This is a genomic window from Collinsella aerofaciens, from assembly GCF_001405375.1.
Lineage (GTDB): Bacteria > Actinomycetota > Coriobacteriia > Coriobacteriales > Coriobacteriaceae > Collinsella > Collinsella aerofaciens_F.
Genome location: NZ_CYYP01000004.1, coordinates 153,614 through 169,727 on the forward strand (window position 1 = coordinate 153,614; position 16,114 = coordinate 169,727).

Sequence of the window (16,114 nt, forward strand, 5' to 3'; positions counted from 1 at the left end):
CCCCTATGAATAAAGATCTGTATCTGGTCCGTCATGGACAGACGATATTCAACCTTAAGCGTATCATTCAGGGGTGGAGTGACTCGCCGCTTACGCAGTTGGGTTGCGACCAGGCGGCGCGCGCCGGCATGTTTTTACGTGCGCGCGGCATTGAGCCCGATCATGCCTACACCTCCACGCTTCATCGCACCGAGCAGACTATCGCCAACTTGTGGCCGGGCTTGGCGTACGAGCGCCTGGACGGCCTGCGTGAGTGGTTCTTTGGTGACTTTGAGGCCGAGCGCGTGATGCTCATGCCCGAGCGCCCGTGGTGCGACTTCTATCGCCAGTTTGGCGGCGAGGGCCAGATGCAGGTGCGCGAGCGCATGGTGGCGACGTTGACCGAGCTTATGCAGCGTTCGGACCATACGTGCGTGCTCGCGGTAAGCCATGGCTCGGCCATCAAGGAGTTCATGGACCACGTGAAGGGTGCGGCGGCCGACGAACGCGATCGTGTGCCGGGCAACTGCTCGGTGCTGCACTTTGCGTTTGACGACGAATCCGACACGTTTGAGCTGATTGAGATTTTTACGCAGGAGGATTACGCACGCGAGCTGGGCCTTGAACCGCTTGTGGCTACTGCAGGTCCGCAGCGCGGATAACGCGAGCGTGGCGGCTCGGGTCGCCGGCATAACTTCTCGACGCAAAAGGGGCGGAGATGCATGTACCTGCTGCATCTCCGCCCCCTGTTTGTTGAGCTGCCGATTTTTGTGCTGCGCGGTCTGGTCTTGCTAGAACCGCGCGACTTGGTGCGTGAGCAGACCCGTCGGAACCTGCGGTGCGCCGCCGCTGACCTGCGCAGCGGGGAAGAGCGCGGCAACGGTAAAGTTGAACGGCTCCTTGCCGGTGTACGTTCCGGCGGAACGGGCCTCATCGGCCAGGAGCTGTGATACCCCGACTAGTGCGCCAGCGTAGGCAGGGTCGTCGGCCAGTACCGGCTCCGGCGCCTGGTCGAGCATGGCACGGATGGCGCCGACGGCGTCCTCGCGCTTGACCTCCCACGCGCGGTGCGTAATGCCCGCGGGGTCGGTGACGGCGTAGAGCGACGCGCCCTCTTTGGCGGCGCCCAGGATGATATCCATGACGGGCGAGGCCTCGTAGGCGAGCGACACGGGACGAGGCTGAACTTTGAGTTCGGCGATCGCGTGCGCAGCGGCGGCCACGTCAGCGCTGGCAACGCCCTTGCCGCCCGCAAGTACACTCGTCGGGCAGATCGCCACGACACCTGTTACGCGCCCCGGCTCGCCCGAGCATTCGTACACGTAATACGCCGCACCCGGGTCCTTGAGCATCAGGCCATCGGCAATGGCTCCGCGCAGAGCATCGTTGCCGCTCAGGATGCTGCCCATTGCAGGCAGCGCCTCGAGCACGCGGTCCTGAGCCGGGCGGATGCAGGGAAACGGAAGTGCTTTCATGGGCGGTCCTAACGCACGAGTCGGTTTGTTCGCGGCTTATTATGCCCCAACTTGGCCGCTCGCGTCCCAGAGCACGTTATCGGCGAGCGCGATCAGCACCTGCTGACAACGAACGATATCGGCATGGGGCACATATTCGTTGGGCTTGTGCGCGAGCGCGAGCGACCCGGGACCGTAGCTCATGCAATTGCGGTTACCTGTCTTGCCGGCAATGACAGCGGTGTCGGTGTAGCCGGTAAAGAAGCCGACGGTCGTGTCCGCCCCCGTCACGTCATCGGCGACACGCTTGAGCGCGGCTAGAAGAGGAGAGCTTGGATCGCGCTCGATAGCGGGGCGGTCGCCTGTCACGGTGTAGCTTCCATGGCAGCCGGGGACCGCGGCTTCGGCAACGGCGATGGCCTGCTCTACCATGCGCATCGCGGCGGCCGTATCGGTCGGCGGGGTCAGGCGCATGTCGACCCAGACTTTGGCGCGGTCGGGCACGACATAGGGGCGATATCCGCCCTCGATTTGGCCAAACGTGATGGTCGAAGGCCCCAGCTCATCGTGCGCGGGCAGCGCCACAAACGCGCGACGGAGCGAACACACGACCTCGGCCATGGCGGCGACGGCATCCGCGCCCTTCCACGGCTGGCTCGCATGCGCCGTTACGCCAGCCATTTCAATCTCGAACCACGTGCGCCCCTTGTGCGCCACCTGGATCTGTCCGTCGGTGGGTTCGGTGTCCAGCACCCATTCACGCGAGCCGACCCAGCCGGCATCGATCGCGGCCTCTGAGCCGCGCATAAAGTCCTCCTCGTCGACCGAGCAAATGAGTGAGAAGCCACGGCGGGGCAGCTCGCCTTCTGCCGCCACGCGCTCGAGCGTATGGACCAGTGCGGCAATGGCGCAGGCCAGGCCACCCTTCATATCGCAGGCACCGCGGCCATAGAGTTTATCGTTACGCACGATCGCTCCGAGCGGCGGAATGTCCGCGTCCCAGCCATCGCCCAGCGTAACGGTATCCATATGGCAGATATAGACGAGCCGTGGCTCGTCGCTCAGTCCCGGCACGGTGACCATAAGGTTGCGGCGCCCGGGCAGCACCTCGAGTTCCTCAACCTGCACGGCATGGAGCACCGGATGGCTCAGCTGTGCCACCCGGTGCTCAACCAACGCTTTGATATAGCGCTCAATCTCGTCCTCATACGCACCCGGGTCCGAGCTGTCGATCCGCACGAGTCCTTGCGTAAGCCGCCAAGCAAAATCTGTATCAACCATAGGCACCTCACAGATAGTTAGGTCAACATACAGATTGTATGTCAAGAAGCGGCTCGGTGTATTTAATGGAGTGCTCACAAAAACGGGGGCGCCTCTCGTGCGAAAGGCGTCCCCGCGGGCATTCAATGTCAGTGACGGGCAGGCCACATGGGGAACTGCCCGTCAGATCAGCCGGCGCTATTTGATTACGCGCACGCGATACATCGACGGAATCTGCTTGAGCGCCTCGATGGTGCTGCCGTCCAGGTGCTCGTCGGTGTCGAACATAGTGTAGGCGTTCTCGCCAGCGGACTCGTTGGTCATGCGCTGTACGTTGGCGTTGTCCTTGGCCAGGATGGCCGTGATCTGGCCGATCATGTTGGGCACGTTGGCGTGCAGGCAGGCGATGCGGCTCGCGGCGCGCGCCTTGCCCATGCTGCAGGCGGGGTAGTTGACGCTGTGCGCGATGTTGCCGTTTTCCAGGTAATCCTTGAGCTCGCTGATGGCCATGTCGGCGCAGTTGGCCTCGGCCTCGCCGGTGCCGGCGCCCGAGTGCGTGGTGATAAACGTGTTGGGCATCTTGACGGTCTTGGGCGTGGCAAAGTCGCAGCTAAACCAGCTGAGCTTGCCCTCGCGCAGGGCGGCGTCGACGGCGTCCTCGTCAATGATGGTTTCGCGCGCGTAGTTGATGAGCACGGCGCCCGGTGCCAGCAGGTTAATCTGCTCGGTGCTGATCATGCCGATGGTGTCTGCCTTGCTGGGCACGTGCACGGTGAGGTAGTCGCAGCCGCGGCACAGATCCTCGAGCGTGCCCACGCGCTGCACCTCGCGGCTCAGCACCCACGCGTGCTCAACGGAAATGAACGGATCGTAGCCGTAGACGTCCATGCCCAGATCGACGCAGGCGTTGGCGACCTTGGAGCCCACGTTGCCCAGGCCGATGACGCCGATGCGCTTGCCCTTGAGCTCGCGGCCCACAAAGGCCTTCTTGGCCTTCTCGGCATCGACCTGGATCTCGGGGTCGTCGGCGTTGTCGCGCACCCAGTTCATCGACTGCACTACGCCGCGGCTCGAAAGCACCAGCATGCCCAGGACGAGCTCCTTGACGGCGTTGCTGTTGGCGCCGGGGGAGTTAAAGACGACGACGCCTTTCTTGGCGTACTCCTCGATGGGGATGTTGTTGACGCCGGCGCCGCAGCGGGCGATGGCGCGGATGCCCTCGGGCAGCTCGTAGCCGTGCAGGTCGGTGGAACGCATCAGGATGGCGTCGGCCTCTTCGGCGGTGCTTACAAACTCGTAGCCCTCGCCAAACTCGACTTTGCCGTCTTTAGTGATGTCGTCGATGGTCTTAATCTTGCGCATGGAAAAACTCCTTAGCAGGTTTTGATCTAAACAGGGTGGTCTGAGGTGGCTGGTCGGCCCGCGGGTTGCGGGCTAGTTAGATCGCGGACTCAAACTATGCTGCGCTTCGAAGTCCTTCATGTACGAGGCCAGTGCCTGCACGTCTTCCATGGTTACGGCGTTATAGACGCTGGCGCGCATGCCGCCCACCAGGCGATGGCCCTTGACGTTTTGAATCTGGTGCTCGGCCGCGCCTGCGACAAAGGCCGCATCGAGCTCGGCATCGCCGGTACGGAACGTGACGTTGGCGATGGAGCGGCTGTCCTCCTGCGCGGTGCCATGGAACAGCTCGCTGTGCTCGAGCAGGTCATAGAGCAGGTTGGCCTTGGCCCAGTTGCGCTCGGCCATGGCGGCAAGTCCGCCGGTCTGCTCAACCCAACGAAACACCTTGCCGCACACGTAGATGCCAAAGGTGTTGGGCGTGTTGAGCATGGAGCCCTTGGCGGCCTGGGTCTTAAGGTCCATGTACTGCGGCGTCTGCGCAAAGGCGGGGCCTTCGGCGATCAGGTCGTCGCGCACGATAACCACGGTGACGCCCGCGGCGCCGGCGTTTTTCTGAGCGCCGGCGTAGATGAGCCCGTAGCGCTCGACGTCGAGCGGCTGTGACAGAAAGCAGCTCGAGACATCGGCGACCAGCGGCACGTCGCCGCAATCGGGCAGCTCGTGGAACATGGTGCCAAAGATGGTGTTGTTCTGGCAGATGTAGACATAGTCGAGTCCTTCGCCTGCGGCCTCGGCGGCAATGCGCGCGTTGATGTCGGTCATGTCGGGGATGCGGTCAAAGTTGGTGTCCTCGGAGCTCGCGAGCAGCACGGCCTCGCCGTACTTGGCGGCCTCCTTGTATGCTTTGTTGGCAAAGTTGCCGGTCACGACGTAGCCGGCGCGGCCGCGGCGCATGAGGTTCATGGGGATGCCCGCAAACTGCAGCGTGGCGCCGCCCTGCAAAAACAGGACACGGTAGTTGTCGGGGATGCTCAGCAGACGGCGCAGGGTTGCCTCGGCGTCATCGATGATCTGCTGGTACATGCTAGATCGATGGCTCATCTCGAGCACGGACATGCCGCAACCGCGGTAGTCCATCATCTCGTCGGCGATCTCGGCGAGCACGCTTGTAGGCAGCGCGGCCGGGCCAGCTGAGAAGTTGTGCACACGTGCCATCTTCTAGTTCCCCCTCGTAGTCGTTTGAACGTTCGGGATACTTTAGCACAGTGGAGCGCCAGGCGCGACCGCATCACGGTAAAACTCGACTGCGCCGCTATGATTTACAGGATGGTTACATGGGGTAAGGGTGACCTTACCTGATGGCTCGCATCCGATCTGCCTCGGCCTTCGCTTGTTTCCGCGGGCGGACGCGACTGTTGGTGAGGTCGTCGTAGCTACGCGTGATGGCACGTTGAACGTGATCTTCGTGTTCCTGAATGGTGGTTAGTGCGCGCCTCTGATCGCCATAGGTCTCGGCATCCATGACGACAAGCGACGCCGGTCCGTTTTTGGTTAGGCAGACGGGCTCTTTGGTCTTGTGGCAGCTCTCTGCAATAGCGCCAGAGTTGCGCTGCAGATCAGAAATAGGCTTTACGACAGGCATACGAAACTCCTTACATAGAAGCATATGTATAACTCTATGTTGAATATAGCGGAGGATGGCGCTGGGCGTGTGCGTGCCTGCATTCGTAAGCGCGGTTGTCTGGCAAGTGTGGTGTGGGGCGACCTCGTCAAAGCTTCTGAGCTGCGAAAATGACCGTTAACCGGATTAAATTTTGTTGCTCAACATTTGACACTCTGGGCGTGGTAACTTTTTTACCAACAGGTATGATTATTGTCATGTGCGCCGCGCCTGCCTGCCGGGTTGCGGCGCACTTGTGACAGCCTTTGACACCCTTGGAGCGTGTACTGTGGATGTAACCACAAAAAGCGTTCGGGGGGGGGTGCTCACCCGCGAGCAATTCCTCCCGCATGAGATGCGCATCGTCGCTGCCCTACGTACACAGGGCGCAAGCGACGAGCAGGTCATTGTACGCGTAAAGAGCGAGAACCTCTTTCAATATCCCACGGAGCGCATGGTCGCCAACCGCGCAACCGTGTGCCTTCGCCGCCTTGACGCCATGGTGCCCACGGACGCCTTATGCGCCGCGCGCGGCATCGACCCCAAAACCGCCGTCGAGGCTGCGTCATCCCTAACCAGGCTCATGGCATCCGGCACTCCCACGCAGGCGGACCAGGCCATCTTCTACAGCATGATCTGCCGCTACGATATCGTGCGCGAGCTCGTGCTCGTCGAGGTAGGGGAGCGCCTACAAAACTTCGATTATGCCTTTACGGCGGTTGACCTCAACGCCTTTATGACACGCTTTACCACGGAGTATCCGGACGCGGCCCGCTGGACTGAGGCCACGGTCAAGCGCATTAAGGGCTCGCTCCGCCAGACGCTCCGCCATGCCGGCCTTATCGGCGAGGGCCAGGGCCCGGAGTCCGAGCGCCTGTCACCACTCTTCCTCGATTCCGATGTCGAGCGAGCCTTGGTTCAGCTGGGCGAGCAGTCGCTTATCGCGGCCCTTACCGGCAGGGCGGTGATGTAGCGTGGCTCCCGTCAAAAGCGCCGTCGACCCTGTTATCACCCCGGCGACCGATCTCACCACCAATATCGGCATCCATTCCCGCAAGAGCGTCGTGGCGGCGCATGTCCGCTCCGAGCGCGTCTGTCAGGAATTTGAGCGCCGTGCGCAGCTTCTACGCGAGTGCCTGTGCAGCGAGGACTTTTTGGCCAACAAGGGCATAGGCAATGAGATCGGCTTCCACACCTTTTGCTATGACCCCGCGCTGGAGTTTGAGGCGCGTGCATTATTTGACACCCTTTCACGCGATGCCGAGGCCGACAAGCTTCCGTGCACGCTCAAGGTCGTGAACCTTTACGACGCCGTGCTGGCAATTCTCGAAAAGCGCCGTGTCCTCAAGGCTATCCCGCACCAAGAGGAGCGCCGCGGTACCCAGCGCGTGCTCGAGGACGTGGCCAAGTTCGCCTCGCCCGAGAAAGTCGCCGCGTACATCCTTGAGCAGACCGAGCCGCACGCGCCTGGAGACGTCGTTCTCCTCACCGGCGCGGGCGAGGTTTTCCCGTTCTTTCGCATACACACGCTTCTCCACTGCATGCTTGCGGATTTTGATGAGGTGCCTGTGGTCGCCGCCTATCCGGGCAGTTTCAACGGCTCTTCTTTCCAGCTCTTTAACCGTCTGCCGGCCGACAACTACTATCGCGCCATCGATATCTCGTAAGCGCGGCACCCCGCAGACAAGTCCCTGCCGCCGGTAACAACCCTTTGCCATAACGTTCCCAAACCCAAAGGAGTACCCATGGACAACACGATCATTCGCGACCTCTTTGCAAAAGACATCAACCGCTCCATCAACGGCGTGGTCAAGGTCCAGGATTCAAAAGATGGGTCCATCCGCCAGGAGCTTGACGAGTACGTGGTGACGCGCGAGTTGCAGAGGCATTTTGCCACGTTCTTCAAGGCCTACGGCGATGCCATCGATGTGCGCACCGACAAGATCGGCGTGTGGATCAGTGGTTTCTTCGGTTCCGGTAAATCGCACTTCCTCAAGATGCTGAGCTACCTGCTCGAGAATCGCCAGATCGGCGGCAAGAGCGCCATCCGCTACTTTGACGGCAAGATCGTCGACCCCATGGTCGAGGCTGCCATGGAGCGCGCCTGCTCGGTGCCCACGCAGGCCATCCTCTTTAACATCGATAGCAAGGCGGGCCAGTGGAAGCAGGGCGATACGGCTCCCACGGCGCTGCTTCGTGGCTTTGAGCGCATGTTCTACGAGGCGCGCGGCTTCTACGGCGAGGACCTAAAGCTTGCAAAACTCGAGGACCACATCGATTCCCTGGGCAAGACCCAGGAGTTCCGCGAGGCCTTTGAGCGCGTCAACGGCGAGTCCTGGCTCCAGACCCGCGACACCTACAGCTACTTTGAGGACGACGTCGTCGAGGTGCTGCAGAGCGTGCTCGGCATGAGCGAAAAGGCCGCATGGAACTGGCTTGAGGGTTCTGAGGACGAGGTTTTGGCCCCCGATGTCTTTGCCAAAAAGGTCAAGGACTACGTAGACGCTCAGGCAGCGGCCCACGGCGGTAACTACCGTTTACTCTTTATGGTTGACGAGGTGGGTCAGTTTATTACAAACGACCGGGATCCAAGCCTTATGTTGAGTCTTCAGACCATCGTCGAGGAGCTGGGTGCCGCCTGCGGTGGCCGCGTGTGGGTGATGGTTACGAGCCAGGAGGCCATCGACAACCTGAGCCTGCCCGTGGGCAACGACTTTTCAAAGATCCAAGGCCGCTTCAATACCCGCCTTTCGCTCTCCAGCTCCAGCGTGGACGAGGTCATCCAGCGCCGTGTGCTCGAGAAGACCGCGCCGGCGGCCGATATGCTTGCACAGGTCTACGAGCAAGACGCCGCCGTCCTCAAAAACAACTTTACCTTTGAGGGCGGCTCACGCTCCGACCTTGCCGGCTTCGCCAACTCCAAGGATTTTGTGGCCAGCTACCCGTTTGTGGGCTACCAGTTTAAGCTTCTGCCCGACGTGATGACCGAGGTACGCAAGCACGGTGTTAAGGCCAAGCACATGTCCACGGGCGAGCGCTCCATGCTGAGCGCGTTTCAGGAGAGCGCTCAGGCCATTCAGCATGACCAGACTGGTGCACTCGTGCCGTTCTGGCGCTTCTTCGACACAATCTCCAAGGATTTGGAGCACGGCATCATTCAGGTCGTCGTCTGTGCGGAGCGCGCGGCTGAAAACGCAGAGGGTCTTGAGAGCTACGATGTCCGGGTGCTTAAGCTCCTGTACTCGATCCGCTACATCGGCTACGTCAAGGCCACGGTCGAGAACATCTCCATCCTTATGATTGATAGCCTGGACGTGGACAAGCGCGCCCTTAAGGACCGCGTCAAGGAATCTCTGGCCCGCTTGGAGCGCGAGAGCTACGTGGCACGCCAGGGCGATACCTATAGCTTCCTCACCGACGAGGAGCAGGAGATAGCGCAGGAGATCGCACGCACTCCGATCGACAACGCGAAGGTGATTGAGTACATCAAGAAGTGCCTGTTCGAAAGCATCTACACTGCGCGCAAACTCAACCGCGGGGCCAACGACTTTCCGTTTGACCGCTATGTGGACGGCTCAATCCACGGTACCAGCATGGGCGGCATGGAGCTTTCCGTGGTGACCATGGCCAGCGATCTGGGCCGTTCGGACGATGCCGAGCTGGCATTGAAATCCGTGGATAAGGCCATCGTGGCCTTGAGCGACGAGGTGGATTATTGGGCCCCACTCGTCAACGCCGCTAAGATTCGCATGTACGCCCAGACGCGCAATCTGCAGGAGCTACCGCCGAGTACCCGCCAGATTGTCGAGGCCAAAATGCGCGAGAAGGACTTTAACGAGAAAGAGGCTGACGCCCTTTTGGCTGAGGCGGTGCTCCATGCACGATGCGCCGTCAACGGTCGCATGATTGAGATCCGTGCTGCCAAACCCGCTCAGGTCTTTGAGCAGGTGCTGGCGCAGCTGTGCGATGTGGTCTTTGAAAAGGCCGACTATATCGGCGCGCCGGTCACGAGCGATTCCGATATTCGCTCTACTCTGGTGGGCAACGTTCAAGTGGGGCTCGCTGGCATGGATGCAGGTAACACGCGTGCGCTCAAAGAGGTCGAGGACTACCTCAAAGTGCAGCACCAGCGCCACCTGGATACCGCTATGGGCGATATCCAGCGCCAGTACCAGCAAAAGCCTTTTGGCTGGCGCGAGGTCGACATCGCAAATGTGGTGGCGCAGCTTGTGGTGGAGCAGCGCGCGCAGGTGCTGTTTGGCGGTCAGACGGTTCAAACTAACGACAGCCGCATGGTGGCGCTCCTGCGCAAGGATGCCGATAAGGCCCAGGTGCGCTTGCGCATGCGCATGAGCGACCGGTTGCTACGTGCCACGGGCGAACTCATGTGTGACCTGTTTGATCTCAAGACCGTACCCTCCAACGAGGATAAGCTCGTGGCCGAGCTCAAAGAGCGTCTTGAGGGCTTGCGCGAGGCGTGCCTCGCCATGGCACGCGACTACTACACGGGCATCAAGCCGGCCTACCCGTATCCCGGTGAGGACGAGTGCGAGAAGATGCGCTCGGAGGTGGCCGACGTCCTTAAGGACCAGAACGAGGCCGAGGCGTTCTTGACCACGTTCACCAAGCATGAGGAGCGTTTGCTCGATGCCAAGGAAGACTTTGACAAGGTGGTTGAGTTCTTCGAGTCCAATCAACGAACAGCGTTTGACCACGCCAGGGATTTCTTGAACCGCACCGAGGGTATCGAGTATGCCTCCGATGACATTCCCGGTGCGGTGGAGAACGTGGCAACGGTTCGTGAGATCCTCAAAAATCCCAAGCCCTACGGCCGTATTAAAAACCTGCAGCCGCTTATGGATCCCGTCGAGGATGACATGAAAAAGCTGTTGGGCATCCGCCGCAATGAGTTTTTGTGTCGCATCGAGAGCGATCTGCAAGACCTGCGGGCGCAGGCCGAGAGTCAAAAGGGCTTTGTCAATCAGGCCAAGGATGCCATAGCAGACGCCGGCACTAAATACGAGTCGTTCAAAAACCGTGCCCACAGCGCTCAAAGTCTCAACGAACTGAGCGTTGTTGCAACTAACTGGGGCGACTGGCTCAGTGCGGCGGCCAACGAGATGTACGACGCTGTGGATGAGGCCCGCGTGCGTATGGACAACGAGCGCCGCACCACCGAGGTCATGAGTACGGGCGAGGTGGTCAAGAAGGTCTCCAACAAGGGCGCCGCACCGTCTGCTCCCGTGCCCGCGCCCAAGCCCCAGCGCAAGATCAAGACTGTGCGCCGCGCCGATCTGGCCAAGCCGAGTCGTCTCTTGTCCGCAGAGGACGTGGAGCGCTACGTGGACGAACTGCGCTCCCGCCTTATGCAGGCGCTCTCTGCAAACGACGAGATCCGTATCAACTAACCCGCGGAGCCACCGGTGCCAAAGCGCGCACCGGTGGCTTATGGCGTTTAGAAAGGCTCATCAACCATGAACGATTCTGCTCTTAAGAGCTTCTGCACCTGGGCCCGTACGGAGCTCATCAAAGGCGTGGAGGCGCAGATGGTGCGCTACGGCATCACCGAACCTGCACTCGCGCCCGTTGGGTCCGAGACCGTCAACGGCCTGCCCCTAAGTCCGGCTGAGATTGAGCAACGCGACGAACTGCTGCGCATGCAGGCAGAGGTGGGTCACGAGGCGCTGCGCGACCGTGCGGCCTACACCTGGTTCAACCGCATCGTGGCCATTCGCTTCATGGATGCATGCGGATGGCTTCCCAGCCGTATGCGCATGCTAAGTCGTGCGGACGGCAGCCATGGCAGCGAGGCCGTGGAGAACGCACTGGACGTGGAAATAACGACGGCCGATACCGATCGCATAGCCGAGCTCAAGATGGCGGGCTTGGATGAACCGTTGTGGCGCTACCTGTTTGTTGCTCAGTGCGAGGAGCTTGCCGATTGCCTGCCGGGCGTCTTTGAACGCGTGGGCGGAGCCATGGAGCTGCTGTTGCCCCAGGGCCTCATGATGGCTGACAGTGTGGCGGGCAAACTCAATGCCGTCCTCACTGACGAGGACTGGCGCGAGGGCGTGACCGTTCTGGGCTGGATGTATCAGTACTACAATGCCGACGTTAAAGACGAGTTCTTCAAGTCCAAGCGCAAGGCAGCGGCGGCGGACATCGCGCCCGCCACGCAGCTCTTCACCCCCGAGTGGATCGTGCGCTATATGGTCGAGAACTCGCTCGGCCGTCTGTGGATGCTCAACAATCCGGGGAGTTCGCTACGCGAGCGCATGGAGTATTACATCGAGCCCGATGCTGAGCACGAGGACTTCATTCGCATTTCGAGTCCCGAGGAGATAACCCTCTGCGACCCCGCATGCGGCTCGGGCCATATCTTGGTCTATGCGTTTGAGCTGCTCTTCCATATGTACGAGGAGCGCGGCTATCGTGAGCGCGAGATTCCCGAGCTCATTCTTACTAAAAACCTTGTAGGTATGGAAATCGATTCCCGCGCGGCACAGATTGCGGAGCTGACGCTTGCTATGTGCGCCCGCGAGCACGACCGTCGCTTCTTTAGGCGTGGCGTTCGCGCCGACGTTACCGTGCTCTCGAGTATCCCGCTAGGGGAGGACGAGCTGCCGGGTAACAAGAAGCTCGCCGAGGAGCTGAGTCATTTGGGCGAGATCGGTTCGCTGCTCAATCCCTCAGAGGACGAGATCGACGAGCTCAAGGCTGCCGCCGCGAGTTGTTCCGAGGACCTTTTTGCTTCTGCGACCAAAACTAAGCTCGAAAGCGCTGCCGCCATCTGCGAGAAGCTGTCCCGTCGTTTTACCTGTACCGTTGCGAATCCTCCGTATATGGGCAGCAGCAGCTTTAATCCATTCATGAGCAAGTGGATCAAGAAGAACTACCCCGACGTGAAGAGCGACCTCTGCACGTGCTTTATCGAGCGCGGTTTTAACCTTGTCGAGGATAAGGGCTACGCCGCAATGGTTACCATGCAGAGTTGGATGTTCCTGGGCAGCTTTGAGAAGATGCGCGCCAAGGTTATCGACAACAAGACAATCGTTTCCATGGCCCATCTGGGACCTCGCGCGTTTGATGCTATCGGCGGCGAGGTCGTCAACGTTACAGCCGACGTGATCTACAACCAGCATTCGGACGCCGAGGGCACCTATGTGCGCCTTGTTGATATCAACGGCTCTGAGGCCAAGGGGCTCAAACTGGTCGAGGCCATCCAAAACCCCGACTGCGGATGGTTCTACCGCCGCAACGCCGACACCTTCAAACAGGTTCCTGGCACCTCCATAGCCTACTGGGCCAGCGACGGACTACTCTCTGCGATGGCTGATGGCGTTAAACTATCTTCGTTCGGAAGAACGTCTAAAGGAATTATCACTGGTAAAAATGATAAGTTCATTAGGCTTTGGTGGGAGTGCGCCGTTGGGACTATCGGTTTTTCGTCATCATCTGTATCCGATTTATTTAGTGGCAGAAAATGGCACCCCTGCACAAAGGGAGGCTCTTATCGTAAATGGTTCGGTAATCTTGACTCTGTAATTGATTGGTCAAATAACGGTCACAGTGTGTTTGAGTCGGCCTCGCGTGAAGGAAACCATGCGCAAGATTATTCGGATGAACTGAAATTCAAGCCCGCCATTTCATGGTCGGCGATTACTTCGTCCATCCCTTCGTTTAGGTATGCGTCCAATTGTCTTTCAGAGCATGCCGGCATGTGCCTTTTTGTTCCTGAGGATAAAATCGGTTATATGTTGTCGCTGCTTAACTCCAGCGTTTCTAAAGAGTATTTTTCGTTAATTGCTCCAACTCTGAACGTTAACGCTGGTGATGTGGATAAATTTCCCGTCCTACTGAGTTGCTTCAATCTCGTAGACGGGTTATTTAAGGAAAGCAGAGGATTATCAAAAACCGACTGGGACTCGTTTGAAACCTCCTGGGATTTCAAACGTCATCCTCTCGTTTAGGAGTCCACATGTCGCAGAAGAAAAAGGCTAACAATAATAAATGCGCACATCCACCTCTTAAGAATGATGCGTCGTGGATAAAACAGGTTCATGAATCGTATAAGGACGATGTCTCTAAGAAAAAACTACGCATATATTTGCAAAGATTTGTATCCGAATCAGAAGCTATTGATGCTACGAGGCAGACCAATGGGTTTATTACTGATTTGAATATTTATACTACTGTTCAGGCAAATGCGTTTCTTGAACAGATGTGTTTCGACAGTGCCGTTAAAACAAGATGGGCATATACCCCTAATGACCTTGCAAAAGCGGCCCACGAAGCAGGTAGCGATTCATCTGATTTTATTAAACGAGATTACGAGTTTGCCCTCATTTGCTTATCAACAGCTGCTTGTCTTAACAAAAGGATTGCTGGGCTTTCAGAATTCAAGCCGGGTGCGAAGACCAAAACAGGCAGGAGAAAACAGAATAAAAGTTCATTTAGAAGACTTGACGCCGTTTTTAGACATCTGAGGAATGCTCTCGCTCATGGTCAATATTTGCGAGTTGTTAAGCCCGATGGATCAGTGTGGTGGGCTTTACAGGACGCAAACGGTAAAGGAAACGTCACGGCAAGAATGCTACTGAAAGAGGATACGCTTGATGCATGGGTGAATCTGCTCTCGCTAAGAGACAAGAGATATAGAGATAAAAGCTAGTAGTTAGAATAGGTGCGAAATTTGCATCGACTTAGTTCCTCAAGCTTCCTGTACAGCGGGGAGAGCGTTTTAGCGGTTTTTTTGGATACTGCAATCCGTTTCTTCGCAGTGGTTTCCAAAAGCAACGAAAGGATGGCCTACCATGGCCACTTTACTTCAAGATAAATATGAGGCTCGCAAGGCCGAGGTAAATGCTCGCTTTGAGCAGCTTCGCGCTAACGAGGAGGAGCTCAACCGAATCTTTGCCAAGATCTACAACATGGATCGCGTCGAAAATGTTGGTGTAAGGGTGACACCCTAGCGCCCGTTTAACGAAGAACGGCCTTCGTCCTAGAATCTGAAATCACCACAACAACAGGTTCTAGGAAAGGACGAAGACCGCTATGGGAATCTTATCAGACCCGACGCCGGACATGCTCGCCATGCCCCGTTTCGACGACGGCGCCATCGACATGCAGGAGCTGCTCCGCAGACTAGCCGAGCAGGTCGTGAACGCCGTGATGGACGCCGAGGCCGACCAGCTGTGCGGCGGCGGGGCGAACAGCCGAAACGGCTACCGCGAGAGGTCGCTCGCCACCTGCGTCGGCACGCTGACGCTGCGCATCCCCAAGCTGCGCTCCGGCAGCTTCTTCCCTGAGGACGTGCTCGAGCGCTACCAGCGCGTCGACCGCGCGCTCGTGGCCGCCGTGGCCGAGATGTACGCCACGGGCACGAGCACCCGCAAGGTGCAGAGGGTGGCCGAGAAGATGGGCGTCTCCAGGCTCTCGAAGGACCAGGTGAGCGCCATCGCCTCGAGCCTGGACGCAGACATCGAGGACCTGTGCGCAAGGCCGCTCGGCGGCTCGCCGGTGCCCTACGTCTGGCTCGACGCGACCTACGTCAAGTGCCGCCGCGAGGGGCGCGTCGCCTCCACCGCCGTGGTCACCGCCATCGGCTGCGATGCGGGCGGCTGGAGGCGCGTCCTGGGCGTCGACGTGGTCGACACCGAGTCCTACGACTCGTGGCTCGCCTTCCTGCGGGCTATCCGCTCGCGCGGGGCGGCGGGCGTGCGGCTCGTCGTCTCGGACGCTCACCCGGGGCTCGTCCGGGCGCTCGGCGAGGTCTTCCAGGGCGCCGCGTGGCAGCGCTGCGCGGTCCACCTCATGCGCGACTGCATGCGCGAGGCCGGCTCCTGGCAGCTCAGGCGCCGCGTGGGCAGGATCGTGTCGCAGGTGTTCCGCGGGCGCGACGCCGCCACCGTGACGGCCATGTACCACGCGGCGTGCGACATGCTGGAGGGGTGCTGCCCCAGGGCGGCGGCGGTGCTGGAGGAGGCCGAGCCCGACGCGCTGGCCTACCTCGACTTCCCGCCGACCCACTGGAAGCGCCTGCGCACCAACAACGTGCAGGAGAGGACCAACCGGGAGATAAAGCGCAGGTCGCGCGTCGTGCAGGTGTTCCCCTCCACGGGCTCGCTGGTGCGGCTCGCGGGCGCGGTCATGTGCGAGCAGGACGAGATATGGCAGGAGTCCAGGTACTTCTCGGAGGTGAGGATGAACGAGCTCTACGATGACGGTCGCACTCGGGGAATCGACGGTCCCGTCGAGTGGGCGCGGCTTGAGGCGGAGGCCAGGAAGATGCTCGAGTCCGGCCTCGAGCTTGCGGACAGGGTCGAGGCGGCATAGGATATCAACCGTATTCCAGATTCCAGGACGCCGGGCCGACTCACTTCGGATCGGGCGCTACACCAACTTTCTCGACATTACC

At 59.7% G+C, this 16,114-nt stretch carries 13 protein-coding genes; 8 read left to right on the forward strand and 5 right to left on the reverse strand.

Annotated features, from left to right (window positions below; translation table 11 throughout):
• Positions 1-5 precede the first annotated feature (5 nt).
• Complete coding sequence (locus ARB25_RS03525; RefSeq protein ID WP_055285833.1) at positions 6-641, forward strand: histidine phosphatase family protein; 636 nt, start codon at positions 6-8, stop codon at positions 639-641.
• A gap of 129 nt (positions 642-770) precedes the next feature.
• Here the strand turns inward: ARB25_RS03525 and ARB25_RS03530 are convergent, their stop codons facing one another.
• From ARB25_RS03530 to ARB25_RS03550, 5 genes are all read right to left on the reverse strand, one after another.
• A complete protein-coding gene (locus ARB25_RS03530) occupies positions 771-1,454 on the reverse strand; it encodes a DUF1015 family protein (RefSeq protein WP_055285834.1) in 684 nt (227 codons plus the stop codon).
• A 39-nt stretch (positions 1,455-1,493) separates the two neighbouring features.
• Positions 1,494-2,714: a M20 family metallopeptidase gene (locus ARB25_RS03535; protein ID WP_055285836.1), complete on the reverse strand. Its 1,221-nt coding sequence runs from the start codon at positions 2,712-2,714 to the stop codon at positions 1,494-1,496.
• 177 nt (positions 2,715-2,891) lie between these two features.
• Positions 2,892-4,055, reverse strand: a complete 1,164-nt coding sequence (locus ARB25_RS03540; RefSeq protein ID WP_055285838.1) for a phosphoglycerate dehydrogenase — start codon at positions 4,053-4,055, stop codon at positions 2,892-2,894.
• A 72-nt stretch (positions 4,056-4,127) separates the two neighbouring features.
• The gene (serC, locus tag ARB25_RS03545; protein ID WP_055285840.1) at positions 4,128-5,252 is read right to left on the reverse strand and encodes a 3-phosphoserine/phosphohydroxythreonine transaminase; all 1,125 of its coding nucleotides are present in this window, start codon (positions 5,250-5,252) and stop codon (positions 4,128-4,130) included.
• Positions 5,253-5,388: 136 nt separating this feature from the next.
• Positions 5,389-5,679, reverse strand: a complete 291-nt coding sequence (locus ARB25_RS03550; RefSeq protein ID WP_055285841.1) for a type II toxin-antitoxin system prevent-host-death family antitoxin — start codon at positions 5,677-5,679, stop codon at positions 5,389-5,391.
• A 340-nt stretch (positions 5,680-6,019) separates the two neighbouring features.
• Here ARB25_RS03550 and ARB25_RS03555 point away from each other — a divergent pair, with 340 nt between their 5' ends.
• From ARB25_RS03555 to ARB25_RS03575, 7 genes are all read left to right on the forward strand, one after another.
• Positions 6,020-6,670: a DUF1819 family protein gene (locus ARB25_RS03555; protein ID WP_055285843.1), complete on the forward strand. Its 651-nt coding sequence runs from the start codon at positions 6,020-6,022 to the stop codon at positions 6,668-6,670.
• A 1-nt stretch (position 6,671) separates the two neighbouring features.
• Positions 6,672-7,364 (forward strand): DUF1788 domain-containing protein, encoded by a 693-nt coding sequence (locus tag ARB25_RS03560; protein ID WP_055285844.1) that lies wholly within the window; start codon positions 6,672-6,674, stop codon positions 7,362-7,364.
• A 78-nt stretch (positions 7,365-7,442) separates the two neighbouring features.
• Positions 7,443-11,105: a BREX system P-loop protein BrxC gene (gene brxC, locus ARB25_RS03565; RefSeq protein WP_055285846.1), complete on the forward strand. Its 3,663-nt coding sequence runs from the start codon at positions 7,443-7,445 to the stop codon at positions 11,103-11,105.
• Positions 11,106-11,171: 66 nt separating this feature from the next.
• Complete coding sequence (pglX, locus tag ARB25_RS03570; protein WP_055285848.1) at positions 11,172-13,667, forward strand: BREX-1 system adenine-specific DNA-methyltransferase PglX; 2,496 nt, start codon at positions 11,172-11,174, stop codon at positions 13,665-13,667.
• Positions 13,668-13,675: 8 nt separating this feature from the next.
• Positions 13,676-14,368: a hypothetical protein gene (locus ARB25_RS09955; protein ID WP_156327668.1), complete on the forward strand. Its 693-nt coding sequence runs from the start codon at positions 13,676-13,678 to the stop codon at positions 14,366-14,368.
• Positions 14,369-14,510: 142 nt separating this feature from the next.
• On the forward strand, positions 14,511-14,669 hold the full coding sequence (locus ARB25_RS09960) for a hypothetical protein (protein WP_156327669.1): 159 nt from the start codon (positions 14,511-14,513) through the stop codon (positions 14,667-14,669).
• Positions 14,670-14,751: 82 nt separating this feature from the next.
• Positions 14,752-16,032 (forward strand): IS256 family transposase, encoded by a 1,281-nt coding sequence (locus ARB25_RS03575; RefSeq protein ID WP_055285850.1) that lies wholly within the window; start codon positions 14,752-14,754, stop codon positions 16,030-16,032.
• The last annotated feature ends 82 nt before the right edge of the window (positions 16,033-16,114 follow it).

Bases quoted from the DNA above. Each gene is read 5' to 3' on its own strand.
- ARB25_RS03525 (WP_055285833.1), top strand. From the start codon at position 6: ATGAATAAAGATCTGTATCTGGTCCGTCATGGACAGACGATATTCAAC.
- ARB25_RS03530 (WP_055285834.1), bottom strand. From the start codon at position 1,454: ATGAAAGCACTTCCGTTTCCCTGCATCCGCCCGGCTCAGGACCGCGTG.
- ARB25_RS03535 (WP_055285836.1), bottom strand. From the start codon at position 2,714: ATGGTTGATACAGATTTTGCTTGGCGGCTTACGCAAGGACTCGTGCGG.
- ARB25_RS03540 (WP_055285838.1), bottom strand. From the start codon at position 4,055: ATGCGCAAGATTAAGACCATCGACGACATCACTAAAGACGGCAAAGTC.
- serC (WP_055285840.1), bottom strand. From the start codon at position 5,252: ATGGCACGTGTGCACAACTTCTCAGCTGGCCCGGCCGCGCTGCCTACA.
- ARB25_RS03550 (WP_055285841.1), bottom strand. From the start codon at position 5,679: ATGCCTGTCGTAAAGCCTATTTCTGATCTGCAGCGCAACTCTGGCGCT.
- brxC (WP_055285846.1), top strand. From the start codon at position 7,443: ATGGACAACACGATCATTCGCGACCTCTTTGCAAAAGACATCAACCGC.
- pglX (WP_055285848.1), top strand. From the start codon at position 11,172: ATGAACGATTCTGCTCTTAAGAGCTTCTGCACCTGGGCCCGTACGGAG.
- ARB25_RS09955 (WP_156327668.1), top strand. From the start codon at position 13,676: ATGTCGCAGAAGAAAAAGGCTAACAATAATAAATGCGCACATCCACCT.
- ARB25_RS09960 (WP_156327669.1), top strand. From the start codon at position 14,511: ATGGCCACTTTACTTCAAGATAAATATGAGGCTCGCAAGGCCGAGGTA.
- ARB25_RS03575 (WP_055285850.1), top strand. From the start codon at position 14,752: ATGGGAATCTTATCAGACCCGACGCCGGACATGCTCGCCATGCCCCGT.